We start from the raw sequence: 20,235 nt of genomic DNA, 5'->3' as shown, positions 1-20,235 counted from the left end.
ATATAGTTGCAGTCGTTCAGTTAAATTTTCGTGAGATGAAAAATCAGTCTATAATAATCGGGTTCTGAATCCTCTAAAGCTTGGCTCTCGTCGAGATTTATCTTCTTTAATTTTTGTCTCTGGAACATTAGCAATGAATGCGGCCGCAGCACAAGACGCTCAACCACTTGTTGGAATTATCATGGGTTCTCAATCAGATTGGGCAACTCTCGAACATACTGCCAATATGCTTAAACAGCTTGGTGTCCCATTTGAAGCGGAAGTTGTTTCTGCACACCGTACCCCAGACCGTTTGTTTGAATATGCGGAAACTGCACGTGATCGTGGTATTCAAGTGATTATTGCAGGTGCCGGCGGTGCAGCACATTTACCGGGTATGTGTGCAGCGAAAACTGATTTACCTGTGCTTGGCGTGCCTGTAAAGTCTTCAATTTTAAATGGTGTAGATTCATTGCTTTCGATTGTACAAATGCCAGCAGGTATTGCAGTCGGTACTTTGGCCATTGGTCAGGCTGGCGCAACCAATGCAGCGATTATGGCGGCGCAGATTTTAGGTTTAACCCGCCCAGACATTGCAAAAAATGTAGCGGACTTCCGTACCGCACAAACTGAAAAAGTGTCGAATAATAATATCCCTGGTCATGAATGAGGATAAGCAAAGCAACGCTTTGCCCGAATGTAAGGCGAAGACTTTGTCTGAGCAAAAGAGTTATAGATATGAATAAAACCATCGGTATTTTTGGTGGTGGACAGCTTGGTCGCATGATGGCGCAAGCAGCCTTACCACTGAATATTCAATGTACTTTTTTTGAAGCAGAAACGGATTGCCCTGCTGCAATTTTAGGTCCTGTATTTTCTAGCCAAAACCCGCAAGGCTTGCACGATTTTATTGCCAGTGCGGATGTGTTTAGCCTTGAATTTGAAAATACGCCTGTTGCAGATGTAGATGTGTTGACGCAAAGCAAAACCTTGTACCCACCTCGCCTTGCTTTGGCGACCGCACAAAATCGCTTGGCAGAAAAAAGTTTGTTTGACGAACTGGGTATCCCAGTTGCGCCGTATCGTGCTGTGGATAGCTTGGACAGCTTAAAACAAGCGGTGACGGAATTAGGCTTACCCATCGTCTTAAAAACCGTAACAGGTGGTTATGATGGTAAGGGCCAATTCGTATTACGTACGCAAGATCAAATCGAGACAGCTTGGGCTGAACTCGGTCCTGCGAAAAGCTTGATCGCGGAAAGTTTTGTCAAATTCAGCCGTGAAGTTTCGATCATTGCAGTACGTGGTCAAAATGGTGATGTGAAAACTTGGGCATTGGCCGAAAATCACCACCATAACGGTATTCTGTCGCATTCAATTGTACCTGCACCGAATAGTGTCGATTTGCAGCCTGTGGCACAGGACTATATTACCCGTTTGTTAAACCACTTAAATTATGTCGGTGTGTTGACGCTTGAATTGTTTGTCACTGAACAAGGTTTATATGCCAATGAAATGGCATGTCGTGTACATAACTCGGGTCATTGGTCGATTGAAGGTGCAATTTGCTCGCAGTTTGAAAACCATATTCGTGCAGTTGCAGGCTTGCCATTAGGTTCTACAGAAGTCATTCGTCCTACAGTGATGATCAATATTATTGGTCAACATCCCAATTCTGAGGATGTTTTGGCGCTAAATGGCGCACATTTACACCTCTATAATAAGTCTGAGCGTACAGGTCGTAAGCTGGGTCATATTACCTTGATGCCAAATAATACGGATGATTTAACGGATTTATGTCGTCAATTGGCTCAGATTTTACCTGTCCCATTGGCACTAACCGCAGAAATGACGCTCTAAACTTATCCACAATTCCTAAAAAGCGATCTTCGGATCGCTTTTTTATTGCAGGTTGATTTTAAATTTAAACTTTTAAATTTAAAAACTGATAAATGGGGTGTGGATAACTTAATTGTGGATTTTGAATTTAAAACAAGGGGGTTATTTGAATTCAAAATATATTGAATGACTTTAAATTTATTTGCTGAGAATAAGCTGCGTTGAGTTGTTTTATTTGAGATTGTATAAAAAGAAAACAGTGATTTACTTGCTTTGGAATAATCGTTATAACAAATAGATAAAAAGATTCTGAATAAAAAAATTGGCTAAGCCTGTGGGGGGGGGGCTGATGTCCGAAAAAATTGAAATTGCTCGAATAAAAATGCAGAGTCGTTTAACCAATGCGATTGATGGTGAGGTGCGGTGGTCACCTTTAAAATCTTTATGGGTGTTTAGTCATTTGGCGATTGCATTGATTGGTGGTGCGCTGACATTTTCTTTCGATGCACTGTTGGTATTTATATTAACGACAGCTTTTACTTTGTGTTTTGGGCATTCTTTGGGAATGCATCGTAAATTGATTCATCACAGCTATAAGTGCCCAAAATGGCTAGAATATTTTTTGGTTCATCTGGGGGTGCTGGTTGGCTTGGCTGGGCCATTTGGGATGGTACACACCCATGATTTAAGAGACTGGGCGCAAAGACAAAAGCAATGCCATTCTTATTTGCGTCATGGTGAAAATATGATGAAGGATGGTTGGTGGTAATTACATTGTGACCTTAGATTAAAGCACCCACCTGTGTTTAAACCTGAATCTCATTTGAAGGATAATTGGGTTTATCAATTTATGGAAAGAACGTGGATGCTGCAACAGCTGCCATTGGCAATTCTTTTGTTTATTTGTGGTGGTTTTGCATGGGTGATTTGGGGAATTTCCGCGCGTATCGTTGTTTCTGTGATAGGACATTGGTTGATTGGTTATTTTGCTCATAATCATGGGGAAATGGACAATGAGGTGATGGATGCTGCTGTTCAAGGGCATAATGTGAAATGGGCTTCGTATATTACCATGGGTGAATCGTGGCATAACAACCATCATGCTTATCCTGAATCAGCAATTTTAGGAATCTATGAGAATCAGCCTGATCCGGGTTGGTGGGCTTTAAATGCTTTAAATAATTTGGGCTTGGTTTGGGATATTGTGTTGCCTGAAAATTTACCACATCGTCATAATTTAAAAGCACTGACTTATAGGGCAATACAGGGTAAAGGGACTAAGGCGCCTTTTAAATGTCCTGTATTGAGTTTGATTCGTTAGTTGTAGGCAGTGTCGAAAAAAAGCTTGGTGGAGTTGACTTCATTAAGCTTTTTTTTATGTGCGATGGTTTTGAATTTAAAAAACATGTGGTGGTTTTCTGTGGATAACTTGGTTGTGGATTTTGAATTTAAAATCAGGTGGGTGGTTTGAATTTAAAACCAGCCTGACTGTGGTTATGTGTTTTTAAATTCAAAAGTAATCCTGGGTTTTAAATTTAAATCAATGGCGTGTGGATATCTATTGTTTTCATGATTTAAGTGCTTTGGATTGCGTTGGTTCGATGTTCTATCCTGTGTTTGATTGGATTTTAGGGGTGAAATGAATTTAAAAGTGGATAACTTTTTTAAATTTAAAAGGGGTGGTTTGGTGGTTATGTTTTTTGAATTTAAATAAGGGGTGTTGATAACTTTTAAATTTAAAACAAAGGTGAAATTATGAATTTAAAAAGCGTATTTTAAATTTAAAACCCAAAAATGAATTTAAAGTTACGTTTCCAAACTATACATCTTGATCGAGCATGTTAAGGTGGAAAGGAAATTTAAATTCAAAAGTTTTGGTTCAGTCATGAAACGTCATTTTTCTTTTTTTCTAGGCACTGCCTTATTTACTTTTTTTAATCAGGCGCATGCTGAGCTTGTGATTAACGGTGAAACGGTTTCGACACCGACCACAGCTGCTGCTGTTAGTAGTAATTATACGCCAAATTCGAACTTTCAGGGCTGTATTGCCAATTTACGTTCACAGGCGATTGCATCGGGTGTATCGGGCGCAAGCTATGATCGTTATACCCAAAATTTAAGCCCAGATTATTCGGTGATTGATCGTCTGAATTATCAACCTGAATTTTCGACACCAATTTGGGATTATTTGTCGGGCCTTGTGGATAACGAACGCGTACAGGCTGGGCAGCAAAAACTCACCCAACACCGTGCAGTCTTAAACCGCGTTGAACAGGCCTATGGTGTACCTGCAGAAACAGTAGTTGCCGTTTGGGGGGTAGAAAGTAATTATGGTGATATTTCGGGTAAATATCCTTTATTACAAGCACTCGGTACGTTAAGTTGTGAAGGTCGCCGTCAAAGTTATTTCCGTGGTGAGTTTTTTGCCACCATGCGGATTTTGCAACGTGGTGATTTAACCCAAGATCAATTGTATGGTTCATGGGCAGGGGCTTTTGGTCATACTCAATTTATGCCATCGACCTATGAACGTTTAGCGGTTGATTTTGATGGCGATGGCCGCCGTGATTTGGTTTCAAGCACCACCGATGCCTTGGCTTCGACTGCAAATTTCTTAAAGCGAGCTGGCTGGCAAACTGGTATGCCATGGGGCTTTGAGGTCAAAATTCCACAAGGTATGTCCATCTCTGGTGAAAGCCGTCGTAATAAAAAGCCATTGAATAGCTGGATTGCACAAGGCGTCACCCGTGCCGATGGGACAGCATTGATTCAAGGCAATTTATCGGGTAGCACACCGGCAGGACTCATGTCACCAGCAGGGGCCAATGGTCCAGTGTTCTTGGTGTTTAAAAACTTTGATGCGATTTATAGCTATAACGCAGCCGAGAGCTATGGTTTAGCCATTGCGCATTTATCTGATCGTTTACGTGGTGGTACGCCATTTTTAACCACGTGGCCAACTGATGATGCAGGTACATCACGTGCTGAACGTCGTGAAATTCAACAGTTCTTAGTTCAGCGTGGCTATGATATTGGTGCTGTTGATGGTTTGATTGGTGATAAAAGTCGTCAAGCCATTCGCCAAGAGCAGAGCCGTCTCGGTTTAAACCAGACGGGGCGTGCAGGACAGCAGATCTTACGTGCATTCCGTCAGGAACAGGCCAAGCAAATGATGCAATAAAGTGGCTTCGATAAAACAAAAAGGTCTGCTTAATGCAGACCTTTTTTATCTTTCAGTTTTATGGTGCTGCGTCTAATTTCACGGCCTCTAAAATATCAAAAATCACCGCAGTCACATCTTGGCTTAAATCACGATCATTGAAGATCTCAAAAGCGGTAATGGTGACATCAGTATCACTGGGTAATTGTTTTTGTTCTTCTTCAATCAAGTGTTCAATCGGTAATAACGTCTGTTTAACTTCTAAATGCAGTATCTCGTCATATGCTACATTTTCATCTTCAAGCTCAATTTCCTGCTCATTGAAATAAGGAATTAAAATAGAGTGCAGATATGGGCTAATATCTTGAATATCCAAAAGTTCGACATCACGAGTTTGTTCAATCGTACTGATGTGGTCGTTCACTTCAATTAAGATATGATAATAACTCATGCTGATCTCCATTAAGGCTAAGATGATGTTTTAACACCACAATAACATGAATAAATCAAAACAATCGACCCATTCTTGTTATTGCTTAGCAGATCATCTTATATCGACCTATTCTGTGAGATTGATCTGCTTTTAATTTGAAAAACCGAGTAACTTGAGATCTGTATCTGTTAACTGAAAATCTTTGGCATCTTGATCTTTAATACGTGGATACATTAAAGATTTAGGGTCACGGGTGTGCTTGAGCCCCAAAGCATGACCAAACTCATGTGCTAAAGTTAAACGTAGATCATCAATTGAAGAAAACTCGTAAATAAAAATCTGTTTTCCATCAAATTGACCTTTGTGCAGTACTTCAGGCTTAAAGGTTTCATTAAATTCATTCACAGAAGCACTTAATTGCTGATGAATCTGCTTTGATTTTTCAGCCTGTTGCTGATTTTGCTGAACTTTATGATTGTATTCAGTAATCTTGGCTTGTAACTTCTGAGCTTGTTGCTGCAATTGCTGCTGCTGTTTTTGTAAGGCAATAAACAGTGCTTTATTGCTGCTGTCTGCCTTATATTGCGCTAGACCTTGTTGATATTGCTGAGCTTGGTTTTCATAAACTTGCTTTTGACGCTCAAGTTGGGCACTACTTTCAGCTAAGTCAGCATTAACTTTTTGTAGCTGCTCATTTCGACTCACCCAATTCTGTTGTTCCTGCTCAAGTTGACCTAAACTTTCAGCACGTTTCATGCTACGAATTTGACGTTGATCAAACACCAGATTGATTGCAAATTCAGCCTCAGGGTCATACACAAAATATTTTTGCCCCGTGTTTTTTTCCCAAATTGCTGCTGCTTGTTTACTTAAGGCAACCATTTGTGCTTGATCAATATTTAAGCGTGGATCAAGTTCTGCGATACGGTAGCGTAAAGGTTGCTCTGTGCTGTAGCGAATTTGTGGCTGTGTCGAGGCCGTTGAGGAAATTTGAGCAAAAGCCGTGACTGGGGCTAGCACGCTAAAACATGTAGCCAAAAGGAGAGATAAAAGACGCATAATAGGAGATAAAACATGAAAGAGGTCACATTTTAAGCGAAAAAAGACAGTAGTCAAATTGATGTAAAAGGATGCGCCTTATGAGTTTTAACGATATTTCCGTAAAATGAATAAAAATACATTTGTAGACATATAGCTAAAAAATCGTGATAAAAAAACAAGATTTGTTTATTAAATGATCTAAAAATAACATCAGAACAACTGTTTATTTTTTATTTTAAATCGGCTTGATTGATAAAAATTTATCGAAACATTTAGAAAACATATTTTTTTCTGCTTCAAAAAATACATTCTATTTCACATAAAATATTTATTTGTTTGTACAAAAACTATACTCAAAGTCTAGTTAATGTTAATTCTTGTAACTGTTTTTCCTGAAATCAATTTAATAAATGGCTTTTACGAGGTCTTTATCCGAATCGGTGAGTGCAAATTGCTGTAGATTTTGTTTTTGGATCACAGGGTACATTAGTGAGCTTGGATCATTGGTATGTTCTAAGCCAAGCGCATGTCCAAACTCGTGTGCCAGTGTGAAACGGAGGTCGTTCATTGATGAAAATTCATAGATCAGAATCTGTTTACCGTTGAAATGGCCTTTATGGAATAAGTGGGGTTGAAACACTTGATTAAATTGACTTGCGGACGCAACCAGTTGTTGATTATTCTGATTTAAATTCTGGATCTGTTGATTGAGTTGTTGCGTACGTTGATTGTGTTCTTGAACTTCCTGTTGTAGTGCTAAAGACTGTTGTTGTAATGCTTGCTGTCTTTGTGAAAATTGTTGTACCAAGTCTTTTGAACTGGAACGACTTTGATTGAAACGCTGTACTTCTGCATTATAGTGCTGGAACTGAGCAGCGAGCTGTGCCTGTTTCGTGGCAATTAAAGCGGTCGTTTTTTGGATTTCATCCTTTGCTTGTTTCAATTGTTGATTCAAGATTTCCCATTGCTTTTGCTGTTGCTTCAGTTGATCTAAGCCTTGTAATCGCTCAGTACTGCGTTGTTGACGCTCATCAAAGACTAAATGAATGCTAAATTCGGCTTGTGGGTCATAAATGAAATTTTGTTGTCCTGTTTCTTGTTCCCACAGTTTGGCGGCTTGTTGGGTCAATTCAAGCACTTGTTGCTGATTTAAATTAAAGCGTGGATCAATCTCTGCAATACGATAATGCACGATTTTTTTTGGGCTTGCGTGTTGGTGTTTATCCTGTGAATGGGTATTGCTTTGTGCATTGCTGAATTGAGATATGCCCATGCTTAAACAAGCGATCAAAAATGCTAGAGAATAGGCTCGCATTGTGAAATCTCCCCAAATAAAAACTTATTTTTGATCATTATTTTGCGAGCGTCAAAATGCTATGTAGTTAATAAATAAAATGAAAAAGTGTGATTTTTTTCTAATAAATAAAAAAATGAATCGAATGATTTACACAATAAAAAATAGTGCTTTTTGTTGTTTTTTTAAGCATAACTCAAAAAATATCAATGAATTAAATTAACAGATGTAAAAATTTTCAGGAATAAACGCAACGAAGAGACCTATTGTTAACTTTTGTAAAATTTTTCTGAAAGCGGCAAGTTTTTGACTTTTCAGTGAATAATTGTTTGTTTGTGACATTTATAGTCCATGAAATTTGGGGGTGCCTGAGGAGATATTCAACCTTGGCGAAGACAAAGCCTATCGTGTCAGGAATAGCGCACGATCGGCTGGGGTCAGGCGAAAATGAGCAGCATTTTGTTCTTTCATGATTGGGTACATCAGGGCTTGAGCATCCTCGGCGTGGGCTAAGCCCAATGCATGGCCGAACTCGTGGGCGAGTGTTAAACGTAGATCATCCTCAGATTCGAATTCATAAATAAAGATCTGTTTACCATTAAATAAACCTTTATGAAATAAATGTGGCTTAAAGCGCTGCTTATATTGGTTCACCGAGGCATTGAGTTGTTGGTCTAAAGCATTGAGTTCATCGACTTGCTGATTGAGTTGAGCAATTTTCTGATTATATTGATTAATTTCCTGCTGCAAGGTTTGCACATTTTGCTCTAGATCCCGCTGCCGTTGCTGAAAATAGTCCGAATTGGCAAATGCGCTTGGATGCTGTCGTGCATTTTGTTGTTCTTGATTATAGTGCTGGATTTGCTGATTCAGCTGTTGTTGTTTTAAATCCAGAAATTGCTTGCTCCGTATAATTTCCTGTTCGATCTGATCCAGTTGTTGTTTTTTCTCTTGCCAATGTTGTTGATTCGACGCGAGTTGGCTTAAATGTTCTCGGCGTTGCTCACTTTCGATTTGACGTTCATCATAAATCAGGTGAATGGCGAGTTGAGCATTGGGGTCATAGATAAAATAATCTTCTCCTGTACCATCTTTCCAGATTTGAGTTGCTTGTTGGCTAATATCTTTGACTTGTTCAATACTGAGTTTAAAGCGAGGATCGACTTCAGCAATACGATAACGCAGACGTGTATCTAGTGGATTAGCGATGCGATCTGTCAGCGAGTTAAATTTAAGTTGAGGGTGTTGGCGGGTTTGATAACCCGACCAGAAGATAAAGAGTAGCAATGCAATAATGAGAAAGAGCTTCATTCGTTATTTTTGGAAAATAGAGGTTGGTAGAGGCTAGGTAGTACTAAAATTCCCCAGATCAGTGTAGAGAGAATATTGCCTAGCTCATAAAAAATAGCACCAAAACCAGAGATGAATGTCCAAGAATAACTTGGTAACAGATAAATGAGTAGACCCAGGAAGAAGCTATAAACGTATAGCTTTCTTGCCCACTCTTTAAATAGAAGTAAACCGATCACGATAACAAAGAGACCAATAGCTAAAAGACCTGAAAGAATGAGTTCCCAGTTCTGAGGGTCTGTGAATAATAGTTGGTTAATTGCAATCGACGTTTCATCATATGCATCGAATATTGCGCCTGTAAAAATACACAGCAGCGAAAAAATAAGCATGAATCTAAATTGGGTTCTGCTAATGACAGGATCTATTTTCATCTTTAATCTAGGTATCATTATTTTTAATATTTGGATTATACCGAAAATAATTTCATGTGTATTAAGCCAATATTGTGGTATTCAAATCGATTTGGTTCAGGTTTAGTATTTCGATGGGGCTAATTCATACACTGGCCATATGGTCGATGAGACAATTTATTCTGATGGACAATAAAAAAAATAGTGCGAAGGAATATGCATGCTGAAATATTTACTCAAAGCGCCTGAGGCTGCATGGGCGGCCGTTTCACCCGCACCAGCAAAGGCAGAAAATCTAAAAATTAAATATCTGGGGACCGCAGGGTTTATCTTGTCTGATTCTAATCGAAGCTTAGTGCTTGATCCTTTTATTAGCCGTCCAAATCTTTGGCAGACCTTTACTCAACCTTTATTGAGTGATCCAGCATTGGTCAAACACTATATTCCTGATGCGGATGAGGTACTGATTGGACATGCGCATTATGACCATATTCTGGATGCCGCAGAAGTGTGCAAACAAACAGGCGCTCGCTTGATTGGCTCACAAGCCAGTGTGATGTATGGGCGTTCCGCAGGTTTGCCTGAGCAACAGATGCATGCAACGCAGGGAAGGGATGTGATTCACTGTGGTTCTTGGCAGGTGATTGGCTTACCTTCAATCCATGGCAAAGCCTTGTTTGGTCGTATTCCGTTGCCTGGAGATATGATCGAACCACCACCGTATCCACCAAAATTTCATCAGTTACGGCATGGTTTGGTTTTGAACTGGTGGATTGACACAGGTCAACTGCGTGTTGTTCACATCGACTCTGCTGACTTTATTGAGCAAGAGTTACAGGGCAAACACGCTGATATTGTCTGTTTATGTGCAATCGGACGTAAATATCGACCAAACTATGTCAAAGATGTAGTCCGACTACTCAAGCCGAAATATATTATTCCATGTCATTGGGACAGCATGGTGACACCCATTGATGCACCAGCGCAGTTATTACCTGGGGTGAATATTGCTGAGTTTCTGGATGAAATTAAAGCGTGTGGCGTGATACCTTTGTTTATGCCAATTTTGGGCGAACTTTATTTTGAACAAAATGATTCATCTTAAAATATAAAAAAAACCGCGCTTTCGCGCGGTCTTTTTAAAGAGACAAATTATTTTTTGTCATCTTTTACTTCAGTGAACTCAGCATCTACAACGCCATCGTCCGCTTTTTGTTGTTGACCAGCAGCATCACCTTGGAATGCATTTGGATCAAAACCTTCTGCGCCGCCAGCACCTTGTGCTTGTTCATAAGCACGTTGAGTGATTGGCATCAAGATGTTTTGTAAAGCTTCAGTTTTCGCTTTGATGTCTTCAACATCATTTTCTTTGGTTGCTGCTTCAAGCTCAGAAACCGCAGTTGTGATGGCAGTTTTTTCATCTTCAGTGACTTTGTCACCAAGATCTTTTACTGCTTTTGTTGAGCTAGAAACCAGCGCATCTGCTTCGTTACGTGCTTTCGCTAACTCTTCAAACTTACGGTCTTCTTCAGCATTCGCTTCAGCATCTTTGATCATTGCATCGATTTCAGCATCAGACAAACCTGAGTTTGCTTTGATCTGGATTGATTGCTCTTTACCAGTGCTCTTATCTTTTGCAGATACTTTCAAGATACCATCTGCGTTGATGTCGAATGATACTTCAATTTGCGGTACACCACGTGGAGCAGGTGGGATATCGCCCAATTGGAAGTTACCCAACAATTTGTTTTGTTGAGCCATTTTACGTTCACCTTGGTAAACCGAAATGTCTACAGCAGGCTGGTTGTCAGCAGCAGTAGAGAACACTTGTGATTTCTTCGCAGGAATCGTGGTGTTTTTCTCAATGATCGGAGTCAATACGCCGCCCATTGTTTCGATACCTAAAGTTAAAGGTGTTACGTCTAATAAAAGTACGTCAGTTTTGTCACCAGACAATACCGCACCTTGAATCGCTGCACCGATTGCAACGGCTTCGTCAGGGTTCACGTCTTTACGTGGCTCTTTACCGAAGAATTCTTGTACTTTTTGTTGTACAAGCGGCATACGAGACTGACCACCAACCAAAATTACGTCAGAGATGTCAGACGTTGAAAGACCCGCATCTTTAAGCGCAATACGGCAAGGCTCGATGGTACGAGCAACCAAGTCTGCAACTAAACCTTCAAGTTTTGCACGTGTTACGTTGATCACTAAGTGTTTAGGACCAGTCGCATCAGCGGTGATGTATGGAAGGTTGATTTCAGTCGCATTCGATGAAGAAAGCTCGATTTTTGCTTTTTCAGCAGCTTCTTTCAAACGTTGTAACGCAAGTGGATCATTTTTCAAGTTCACACTTTGTTCTTTCTTGAACTCTTCAACCAAGAATTCAATTAATGCGTTATCAAAGTCTTCACCACCAAGGAAAGTATCACCATTGGTTGATAACACTTCGATTTGTTGGTCGCCATCAAGGTCCGCGATTTCAATGATTGATACGTCGAATGTACCACCACCTAAGTCGTAAACCGCGATTTTACGATCGCCTTCTTTTTTGTCCATACCGAACGCAAGTGCCGCAGCAGTTGGTTCGTTAATGATACGTTTAACATCAAGACCTGCAATTTTACCTGCATCTTTAGTTGCTTGACGTTGCGCATCGTTAAAGTAAGCAGGAACAGTAATCACTGCTTCAGTAACGGTTTCACCTAAGTAGTCTTCTGCAGTTTTCTTCATCTTTTTCAAGATTTCAGCAGAGATCTGTTGCGGTGCTAATTTCTTATCGTTAACTTCAACCCAAGCATCGCCATTGTCCGCTTTGATGATTTTATAAGGGACAAGACCGATATCTTTTTGTACCGCTTGATCTTCATAACGACGGCCAATTAAACGCTTGATTGCGAATAATGTGTTTTTCGGGTTGGTTACCGCTTGGCGTTTCGCACTTTGGCCCACAAGGATCTCGCCATCTTTATATGCGATGATCGATGGAGTTGTACGTGCGCCTTCTGCGTTTTCGATTACTTTTACTTTATCGCCTTCAAGTACAGCAACACATGAGTTGGTAGTACCTAAGTCAATACCAATAATTTTTGCCATTGATTGTGTTCCTCTAAAATTTTGTTGCAATGTTTTGCTTGTTATTCGATATGAGAGTCAATTGGTATTTTTCAAGCATTTTTATGAAAAAAAATCAAAAAACTCTCAAATTTCTGCACTTTTGAGCAAATAAACGCTTTGCTGCTTGGATTATTGACCGACCATCACCATCGCTGGGCGGAGTAGGCGACCATTTAAGGTATAACCCTTCTGTAAAACAGTGCCAATTTGGTTGGCTTTGGCATTTGGATCGATCCCAACTGCTTGGTGTAGATCAGCATTGAAGCCATTTTGGGTATCCGCTTCAAGCACGCCAAATTTTTCCAGTGTGGTCAGTAATGATTTCAGGGTTAGCTTGACACCTTCAAGCACAGGCGTTTCTTCTTCGCCAGCCGCTTGAATTGCGCGTTCAAGGTTATCGACAGAATCTAGTAATTCTTTTGCAAATTTTTCTAGCACGGTCTCTTTGTGCTTTTCAGATTCGCGTTGAATACGCTCGACACTCTTCTGCGCTTCATAAACAGCATTGGCAGTACGTGCTTTTTCTAATTTCAAGCTTTCTTCAAGTTTGGTGATTTGCGCTTGTAAATCTTCAACGCTAAGCTCGTTTGCCTGCTCTACACCTTCAGCTTGAGTTTGTTCAGTCTGTTGCTCATTTTGAATGTCTTGAGCTTGCTCATTGTGCTCATTAGCCATTGATGATCTCCGTTGAAAAAGGTTCTTAAACATGTACAGTCCTTTTTGGCGTGAATGCTCATAGGGTTAAACCCGAACTGCCACATCTTGGTCATTCATAGATAGGGATGAAGTATGGGCAAGCCGACAAAATTCAAGCGTTCAGGTCGATTTAAATCTTTTAATTTTGCTGATTTAAGTAAAAATTTAAGTTTTCGATGACAAAAGCAATAAATTCTTGGGTGATTTTCGGTAAATGTTGTCGAGAAGCATAGACTAAGGACAAGGTCAGATCGGGTGCAGCAAAATCTGTAAATACCTGTTGCAAACGCTGTTGCGCAATATCCTTACGCACCAGTAATGTTGGCAACATGGCAATCCCTTGGGCTTTAAGACACATTTGATAAAGCGCAATCACATCATTGCTTTTAAACGTAACATTTAATGGATAGTTCTGCGGTTGCTGATCTGTATCAAATAGGGTCCAGTATTGGTTATGTGTGTGATGGGCAATGCATTCATGTTGAATGAGTTGACTGGGATGTGATAGGGGCGTGTGATCCTGTAAATAGTGGGGATGTGCACAAAAGATGGATTCGATTTGACAGACGGGTCGGGCAATCAGCCCTTCAGCAACTTTTTGGGTAATACGCAGTGCCAGATCGACATGGGCATCCATCAGGTCGACCGTATTTTCAGTTAAATAGACATCGAAATGGATCTGTGGGTAGCGTTTCTTAAACTGTTTAATACATTCATTCACACCCAGTTGGAACAGAAACAAGCCACAGGTGAAACGAATCGTACCACTGTGCTGTTCAGGCGCGGCTAAGCCTTCTAATAGTTGTTGTTGCTGTAAAATATTTTCACAATAGACCAAGGCTTTTTCACCCGCAGGGGTGAGTGAAACTTTACGGGTATTGCGTTGAAACAGCCGCGTCGAAAAAGTTTGTTCGAGATGTTCTAAATAGCGTGACACCATGGCCTTAGAATAATCTAGATGTTCGGCCGCTTTACTGAGATTGCCTTGATGTGCAATACAGACAAAGACTTGGATGGCTTTTAAGGTGTCCATGTTTATTATCATTGTTGCAAGATATGCAACATTTTATCTTAATTCAGGGTGTTTATTCAGCAATAATTGCAATTTAAAGTGTTCCTTATCAGATTGGAGACGATAAGATGAATACCAAACCTTATATCATTGCTTTATCTACTTTAGCGGCAACATCAACTGCTTTTGCACAAGACTTAAAAATCCAAAACTTTCTGGCTCAACCTGAACACTTTGGTGTGACTTCGACCTTAATTGAAGGCGATAAAGAAGTGTTATTGGTGAATGCACAATTCTCTAAATCAGAGGCATTGCGTATTGCGGCCGATATCTTAGATAGCGGTAAAACCTTAAAAACCATTTTTGTCAGCTATGGCGATCCAGACTTCTATTTTGGTTTGGACGTATTTAAGCAGTACTTCCCGAATGTGCAAGTGATTGCGACCCCTGAAACGGTGAAGCATATTCAGGATACGCAAGCGCTGAAAGTACAGTATTGGGGACCAAAAATGGGTGCCAATGCACCGAGCAAGATTATTGTTCCACAAGCGTATACAGCTAAAACCTTAAAATTAGAAAATGAAAATATCGAAATTAAAGGTAAGAAAGAACTGACTTATTTATGGATTCCGAGTGCCAAAGCAGTTGTCGGTGGTATTCCAGTGTCTTCGGGGATTCATCTGTGGACTGCGGATACCCCAACAGCCAAAGATCGTGCAGAAGTGGTACAGACTTTAGAGAGTATCAAAGCCTTAAATCCACAAGTGGTGGTGCCTGCACATATGAAAGTAGGCGCAGCCGAAGGTCTTGATGCGGTAAACTTCTCGATTGACTATTTAAAGCAGTATGAAAAAGCGGTAAAAGCCAGCAAAAATTCAGCTGAATTAATTGGAATTATGCAAAAACAGTATCCAACTTTAGGTGAGTCAAGCAGTTTAGAGTTGGGGGCTAAAGTGGTAAAAGGGGAGATGCAATGGCCTTAAACCAAGCTAAATAAATGGAAAAACCGTGATCAGAGGTCACGGTTTTTTTATGGCTGCTACATTTATTTTTAATCAAAATTACCCAATTGTAATCTTTTAAGCAGATTGTACGGTGTTTCTATGAATTATAAAAAAATAAGATAATCTCTTTTTAACTGAAAAAATAAAACTAAAAACCGTGAAATTACTTTAACTCTAATGCTTTAGAGATTTTGAATGTTTTTCTTAATATGTGAAATATGAAAAGAGTTGATTTAAGAAAAATTGCAAAATAGAGCGGCTTACATAACAAACTGCAACTAATCCGCATCACGTCTAAGAAAAAAATTGTGAATCATAGGCATCGCAAAGACAACTTTGCTTTTTGTCATAATGAAAGGAAATACGAAATGAAAAAGTTAGCATTGATTTCTGCGGTTGTAGCAGGTGTTGCATTAACAGCTGTAGGTTGCTCAACTCAAGGTGGTTTAGATGCATCTGGCTCAGCTCAAACAACAGGTGCAAGCCCGGCAGGCGTACAAGGTGGTGTTGGTGTGCAAGGTGGATCATCCGTTGATGTTCAACCTGGTGGCGCTTCTGCGGATGTATCAGGTTCAGTTTCTGGTTCAGCAGGTACGACTGCTCAATAATTTTTTAGGATGAAGTTGGCTTCGCATAAGATTGAACACACGATGCCGCATGCAATCTTATTGATGTACTGCTATACATCACGCGAAGTTAACTGAATTCATAAAACTGACACTTTTTTAGTGCTATAAAACTAGAACGAATTCATTGGTTCTAGTTTTATTGTTTTAACAATCGCATGTTAAAACAGCATTTAATTGACATAAAAAGTAGTTGTGAATAAGCACTATGGTTAATGACTTTTTGATAATAGCCCTTTAGCGTACGACATATTTTTCAAATCTTGAACTTGATCTAAGACTTTAGAAAAGCATATAGTCGAAGACAACAAGAATTATGGACAGAGCGAAGAAGGGGACAGAAGTGACAGCATTACCTCAAAAAATTCAAACCATTCTAGACAAAGGACAAGGCCCTGCTGCACGAGCGCTTGATAAGCTCCCCAAAATCGTACAGGAGTCTCTTGCCAAGCTTCTCGCTTATCCACACCAATATCCAGATTTAGATTCTTTTATCAAATGTCTGATGGCTGTCCAAATTAAACAAGGGCGCATTGGCTTCATTGGTGATGACCCAATTGAATCTCGCCGTCAGTTTGATGCACAAATGTTGGCAATCATTAACAAGCCAACCTCAATAGAATCTGTTGAAGATATCCGTCTTCCACTGCAAAGCGGTACGGTATTTGCCAGACATTATCATCCTGCACCCAATAAAAAATTACCGATGATTGTGTTCTATCATGGTGGTGGTTTTGTGGTGGGTGGTTTGGATACCCATGATGAAGCCTGTCGACTCATTGCCAAGTATGCAAAAGTACAGGTCTTAAGTATTGATTATCCACTTGCACCAGAAGCATCGCCACAACTGTTGATCAAATCATGTGAAGATGCCTTGGCATGGGTGTATCAAAATCGCCGTCAATTAAAAATTTATAAAAACCGGATTGCGGTTGCAGGGGACAGTGCAGGAGGTAATATCAGTACCACGGTTGCGCAACATGCTGTGGGTAAGGCCTATGCACCTCAAGCACAATTATTGATTTATCCCGTGGTTGATTTCAAAAGCCGCCATCCTTCGTTCTATGCCTATGGAGAGGGCTTGGTGTTGACCAGCAAAGATGTAGACTATGTCACTGACTACTATGCGACACAGCACAATGTTGCACTCGATGATCCGTTGATCTCACCAACCTATGGCAGTCTTAGAAAGCTGGCACCAGCCTATGTGATTACTGCCGGGCATGATCTGCTGCATGATGAGGGTGCAATCTATAGTCATAAGCTCAGACAAAACGGGGTGAAAGTACAATACGTTGATTACCCAGATCAGACCCATGGCTTTATTAACCTCACGCCAGTCTCTAGTAAGGCTAAACGCAATACCATTGAAGTTGCCAAAAACTTTAGAAAATTTTGGGATAAACATAGTTAATAAAGTCTGAGCCGATGTTTCACGTGAAACATCGGTTTGTGTTTTAAAGATAACAAATAGAAATAGCAAAATAGAATTAGCAAAACTAAGATGAGCGTTCACAACAAATCAATGATCAAGCCGAGAAAAGCAATGATGAAAAAGTTGTTCATGACAACAGGTTTAATTTTGGCAAGCAGCCATTTATTTGCAAATACCATGGTTGATATGAAAACCAGTATGGGCAACATCGAAATTGAACTTTTTGATGATAAAGCACCTGTGTCGGCAAAAAACTTTGAAAGCTATGTAAAAAGCAACTTCTATACAGGCACGATCTTTCATCGTGTGATTTCTGGCTTTATGGTGCAGGGTGGTGGTTTAGATGCCAACATGATCGAGAAGGCAACCAAAGCACCGATTGTGAATGAGTCAAGCAATGGTTTGAAGAACACACGTGGTACTTTGGCAATGGCACGTACCAGTAATCCGAATTCTGCAAGCAGCCAATTCTTTATTAATGTGGCGGATAATAACTTTTTAAATAAGTCAGCAATGGATGCAGGGTACGCCGTATTTGGTAAAGTGACCAAAGGGATGGATATTGTCGATAAGATCGTAAATGTACCAACGGCAAACTACGGGATGCATCAAAATGTACCAAAACAACCGATTAAAATTATCAGCGTACAGATAAAGAACACTAAGTAAAAAACAAAGCAGAAATATCTATAAAATATTTCTGCTTTAATTTTATGTGCTTACGAGAATTATGCTGCTTTGTTATACATGTTAATGTGTAAAAAAAGAACACTTGATAAAACAAGGGTTTAAAAAGACTTGCACACTAAAAAAAATCTCCTATAATGCACTCATCCCGACGCGATGAAGCAAAAATAACTTAGCTTTACTGGTTAAGTTGTTGAATGTTTATTGCGTTGATTTGCCACTGACGAGGTGGTGAAAAGATCATTAAGAGAATAGAAGAACAACTTGTGTGGATTTTTACTAGTTGATCAATCGAAAATATTTCATTGATTGAAGAGTAGAAATTTCTCGAAGTTTATTTGAGCGAATTTTTAGTCAGAAAATTGATGAGCCAAGATTTGTAGCCATAAGCTACTAATGATTTTAAACTGAAGAGTTTGATCATGGCTCAGATTGAACGCTGGCGGCAGGCTTAACACATGCAAGTCGAGCGGGGAAGGGTAGCTTGCTACCTAACCTAGCGGCGGACGGGTGAGTAATGCTTAGGAATCTGCCATTTAGTGGGGGACAACATTCCGAAAGGAATGCTAATACCGCATACGTCCTACGGGAGAAAGCAGGGGATCTTCGGACCTTGCGCTAAATGATGAGCCTAAGTCGGATTAGCTAGTTGGTGGGGTAAAGGCCTACCAAGGCGACGATCTGTAGCGGGTCTGAGAGGATGATCCGCCACACTGGGACTGAGACACGGCCCAGACTCCTACGGGAGGCAGCAGTGGGGAATATTGGACAATGGGCGGAAGCCTGATCCAGCCATGCCGCGTGTGTGAAGAAGGCCTTTTGGTTGTAAAGCACTTTAAGCGAGGAGGAGGCTACTAGTACTAATACTACTGGATAGTGGACGTTACTCGCAGAATAAGCACCGGCTAACTCTGTGCCAGCAGCCGCGGTAATACAGAGGGTGCGAGCGTTAATCGGATTTACTGGGCGTAAAGCGTGCGTAGGCGGCTTTTTAAGTCGGATGTGAAATCCCCGAGCTTAACTTGGGAATTGCATTCGATACTGGGAAGCTAGAGTATGGGAGAGGATGGTAGAATTCCAGGTGTAGCGGTGAAATGCGTAGAGATCTGGAGGAATACCGATGGCGAAGGCAGCCATCTGGCCTAATACTGACGCTGAGGTACGAAAGCATGGGGAGCAAACAGGATTAGATACCCTGGTAGTCCATGCCGTAAACGATGTCTACTAGCCGTTGGGGCCTTTGAGGCTTTAGTGGCGCAGCTAACGCGATAAGTAGACCGCCTGGGGAGTACGGTCGCAAGACTAAAACTCAAATGAATTGACGGGGGCCCGCACAAGCGGTGGAGCATGTGGTTTAATTCGATGCAACGCGAAGAACCTTACCTGGTCTTGACATAGTAAGAACTTTCCAGAGATGGATTGGTGCCTTCGGGAACTTACATACAGGTGCTGCATGGCTGTCGTCAGCTCGTGTCGTGAGATGTTGGGTTAAGTCCCGCAACGAGCGCAACCCTTTTCCTTATTTGCCAGCGAGTAATGTCGGGAACTTTAAGGATACTGCCAGTGACAAACTGGAGGAAGGCGGGGACGACGTCAAGTCATCATGGCCCTTACGACCAGGGCTACACACGTGCTACAATGGTCGGTACAAAGGGTTGCTACCTAGCGATAGGATGCTAATCTCAAAAAGCCGATCGTAGTCCGGATTGGAGTCTGCAACTCGACTCCATGAAGTCGGAATCGCTAGTAATCGCGGATCAGAATGCCGCGGTGAATACGTTCCCGGGCCTTGTACACACCGCCCGTCACACCATGGGAGTTTGTTGCACCAGAAGTAGGTAGTCTAACCGTAAGGAGGACGCTTACCACGGTGTGGCCGATGACTGGGGTGAAGTCGTAACAAGGTAGCCGTAGGGGAACCTGCGGCTGGATCACCTCCTTAACGAAAGATTGGTGACTGGTAAGAATCCACAACAAGTTGTTCTTCGAAGATGTATCTGAGGGTCTGTAGCTCAGTTGGTTAGAGCACACGCTTGATAAGCGTGGGGTCACAAGTTCAAGTCTTGTCAGACCCACCAAATCTGATTGCAGTAGCTTAGATTGAAAGATATGTCGTTCATTAAGTGATAAGCTGGGGACTTAGCTTAGTTGGTAGAGCGCCTGCTTTGCACGCAGGAGGTCAGGAGTTCGACTCTCCTAGTCTCCACCA

18 protein-coding genes, 2 tRNA genes and 1 rRNA gene are annotated in these 20,235 nt (G+C 40.9%); 13 read left to right on the top strand and 8 right to left on the bottom strand.

Annotated elements, in window-relative coordinates; genetic code table 11:
- Positions 1–133: 133 nt before the first annotated feature.
- The 5 genes from purE to F957_RS20390 all read left to right on the top strand — a co-directional run bounded on the left by purE (position 134) and on the right by F957_RS20390 (position 4,999).
- Positions 134–649, top strand: a complete 516-nt coding sequence (purE, locus tag F957_RS20370; protein ID WP_004656816.1) for a 5-(carboxyamino)imidazole ribonucleotide mutase — start codon at positions 134–136, stop codon at positions 647–649.
- A gap of 68 nt (positions 650–717) precedes the next feature.
- The gene (locus F957_RS20375; protein WP_016543233.1) at positions 718–1,839 is read left to right on the top strand and encodes a 5-(carboxyamino)imidazole ribonucleotide synthase; all 1,122 of its coding nucleotides are present in this window, start codon (positions 718–720) and stop codon (positions 1,837–1,839) included.
- Between the two features lie 328 nt (positions 1,840–2,167).
- Complete coding sequence (locus F957_RS20380) at positions 2,168–2,587, top strand: fatty acid desaturase family protein (RefSeq protein ID WP_016543234.1); 420 nt, start codon at positions 2,168–2,170, stop codon at positions 2,585–2,587.
- Between the two features lie 81 nt (positions 2,588–2,668).
- Positions 2,669–3,139: a fatty acid desaturase gene (locus F957_RS20385; protein WP_228129665.1), complete on the top strand. Its 471-nt coding sequence runs from the start codon at positions 2,669–2,671 to the stop codon at positions 3,137–3,139.
- Between the two features lie 564 nt (positions 3,140–3,703).
- Complete coding sequence (locus F957_RS20390; RefSeq protein WP_016543237.1) at positions 3,704–4,999, top strand: lytic murein transglycosylase; 1,296 nt, start codon at positions 3,704–3,706, stop codon at positions 4,997–4,999.
- Positions 5,000–5,057: 58 nt separating this feature from the next.
- Here F957_RS20390 and F957_RS20395 read toward each other — a convergent pair whose 3' ends face one another.
- The 5 genes from F957_RS20395 to F957_RS20415 form a co-directional block, all read right to left on the bottom strand.
- Positions 5,058–5,441 (bottom strand): hypothetical protein, encoded by a 384-nt coding sequence (locus F957_RS20395; RefSeq protein WP_167539957.1) that lies wholly within the window; start codon positions 5,439–5,441, stop codon positions 5,058–5,060.
- 120 nt (positions 5,442–5,561) lie between these two features.
- Entirely contained in the window at positions 5,562–6,470 is a 909-nt protein-coding gene (locus F957_RS20400; protein WP_016660067.1) for a matrixin family metalloprotease, read from the bottom strand.
- 385 nt (positions 6,471–6,855) lie between these two features.
- Positions 6,856–7,767 (bottom strand): matrixin family metalloprotease, encoded by a 912-nt coding sequence (locus tag F957_RS20405; RefSeq protein ID WP_016543239.1) that lies wholly within the window; start codon positions 7,765–7,767, stop codon positions 6,856–6,858.
- A 381-nt stretch (positions 7,768–8,148) separates the two neighbouring features.
- Complete coding sequence (locus F957_RS20410) at positions 8,149–9,057, bottom strand: matrixin family metalloprotease (protein ID WP_016543240.1); 909 nt, start codon at positions 9,055–9,057, stop codon at positions 8,149–8,151.
- Positions 9,054–9,470, bottom strand: coding sequence for a hypothetical protein (locus F957_RS20415; protein ID WP_016660066.1), 417 nt, complete (start codon positions 9,468–9,470; stop codon positions 9,054–9,056). Before F957_RS20415 ends, F957_RS20410 begins: the two co-directional genes overlap by 4 nt.
- A gap of 199 nt (positions 9,471–9,669) precedes the next feature.
- Here F957_RS20415 and F957_RS20420 point away from each other — a divergent pair, with 199 nt between their 5' ends.
- Entirely contained in the window at positions 9,670–10,554 is an 885-nt protein-coding gene (locus F957_RS20420) for an MBL fold metallo-hydrolase (RefSeq protein WP_016543241.1), read from the top strand.
- 47 nt (positions 10,555–10,601) lie between these two features.
- Here the strand turns inward: F957_RS20420 and dnaK are convergent, their stop codons facing one another.
- The 3 genes from dnaK to F957_RS20435 all read right to left on the bottom strand — a co-directional run bounded on the left by dnaK (position 10,602) and on the right by F957_RS20435 (position 14,295).
- Entirely contained in the window at positions 10,602–12,545 is a 1,944-nt protein-coding gene (dnaK, locus tag F957_RS20425; RefSeq protein ID WP_016543242.1) for a molecular chaperone DnaK, read from the bottom strand.
- 150 nt (positions 12,546–12,695) lie between these two features.
- On the bottom strand, positions 12,696–13,241 hold the full coding sequence (grpE, locus tag F957_RS20430) for a nucleotide exchange factor GrpE (protein WP_016543243.1): 546 nt from the start codon (positions 13,239–13,241) through the stop codon (positions 12,696–12,698).
- A gap of 160 nt (positions 13,242–13,401) precedes the next feature.
- Positions 13,402–14,295 (bottom strand): LysR family transcriptional regulator, encoded by an 894-nt coding sequence (locus F957_RS20435; protein WP_016660065.1) that lies wholly within the window; start codon positions 14,293–14,295, stop codon positions 13,402–13,404.
- Between the two features lie 107 nt (positions 14,296–14,402).
- On the opposite strand from F957_RS20435, the gene F957_RS20440 reads away from it, so the two are divergent.
- The 7 genes from F957_RS20440 (at position 14,403) to F957_RS20470 (ending at position 20,235) form a co-directional block, all read left to right on the top strand.
- On the top strand, positions 14,403–15,257 hold the full coding sequence (locus F957_RS20440) for an MBL fold metallo-hydrolase (protein ID WP_016543244.1): 855 nt from the start codon (positions 14,403–14,405) through the stop codon (positions 15,255–15,257).
- A gap of 389 nt (positions 15,258–15,646) precedes the next feature.
- On the top strand, positions 15,647–15,886 hold the full coding sequence (locus F957_RS20445; RefSeq protein WP_016543245.1) for a hypothetical protein: 240 nt from the start codon (positions 15,647–15,649) through the stop codon (positions 15,884–15,886).
- A 361-nt stretch (positions 15,887–16,247) separates the two neighbouring features.
- Positions 16,248–17,318 carry an alpha/beta hydrolase gene (locus tag F957_RS20450; protein ID WP_016543246.1) on the top strand — a complete coding sequence of 357 codons (1,071 nt, stop codon included), beginning with the start codon at positions 16,248–16,250 and terminating at the stop codon, positions 17,316–17,318.
- A gap of 132 nt (positions 17,319–17,450) precedes the next feature.
- Positions 17,451–18,008, top strand: coding sequence for a peptidylprolyl isomerase (locus F957_RS20455; RefSeq protein ID WP_016660063.1), 558 nt, complete (start codon positions 17,451–17,453; stop codon positions 18,006–18,008).
- Between the two features lie 422 nt (positions 18,009–18,430).
- A 16S ribosomal RNA gene (locus F957_RS20460) occupies positions 18,431–19,968 on the top strand.
- 59 nt (positions 19,969–20,027) lie between these two features.
- Positions 20,028–20,104 (top strand) — tRNA-Ile (locus F957_RS20465).
- Positions 20,105–20,159: 55 nt separating this feature from the next.
- Positions 20,160–20,235: transfer RNA gene (locus F957_RS20470), tRNA-Ala, on the top strand.

Origin of the sequence: Acinetobacter gyllenbergii CIP 110306 = MTCC 11365 (genome assembly GCF_000413855.1) — a bacterium.
Lineage (GTDB): Bacteria > Pseudomonadota > Gammaproteobacteria > Pseudomonadales > Moraxellaceae > Acinetobacter > Acinetobacter gyllenbergii.
This window is presented reverse-complemented; position numbering and strand designations above follow the sequence as displayed.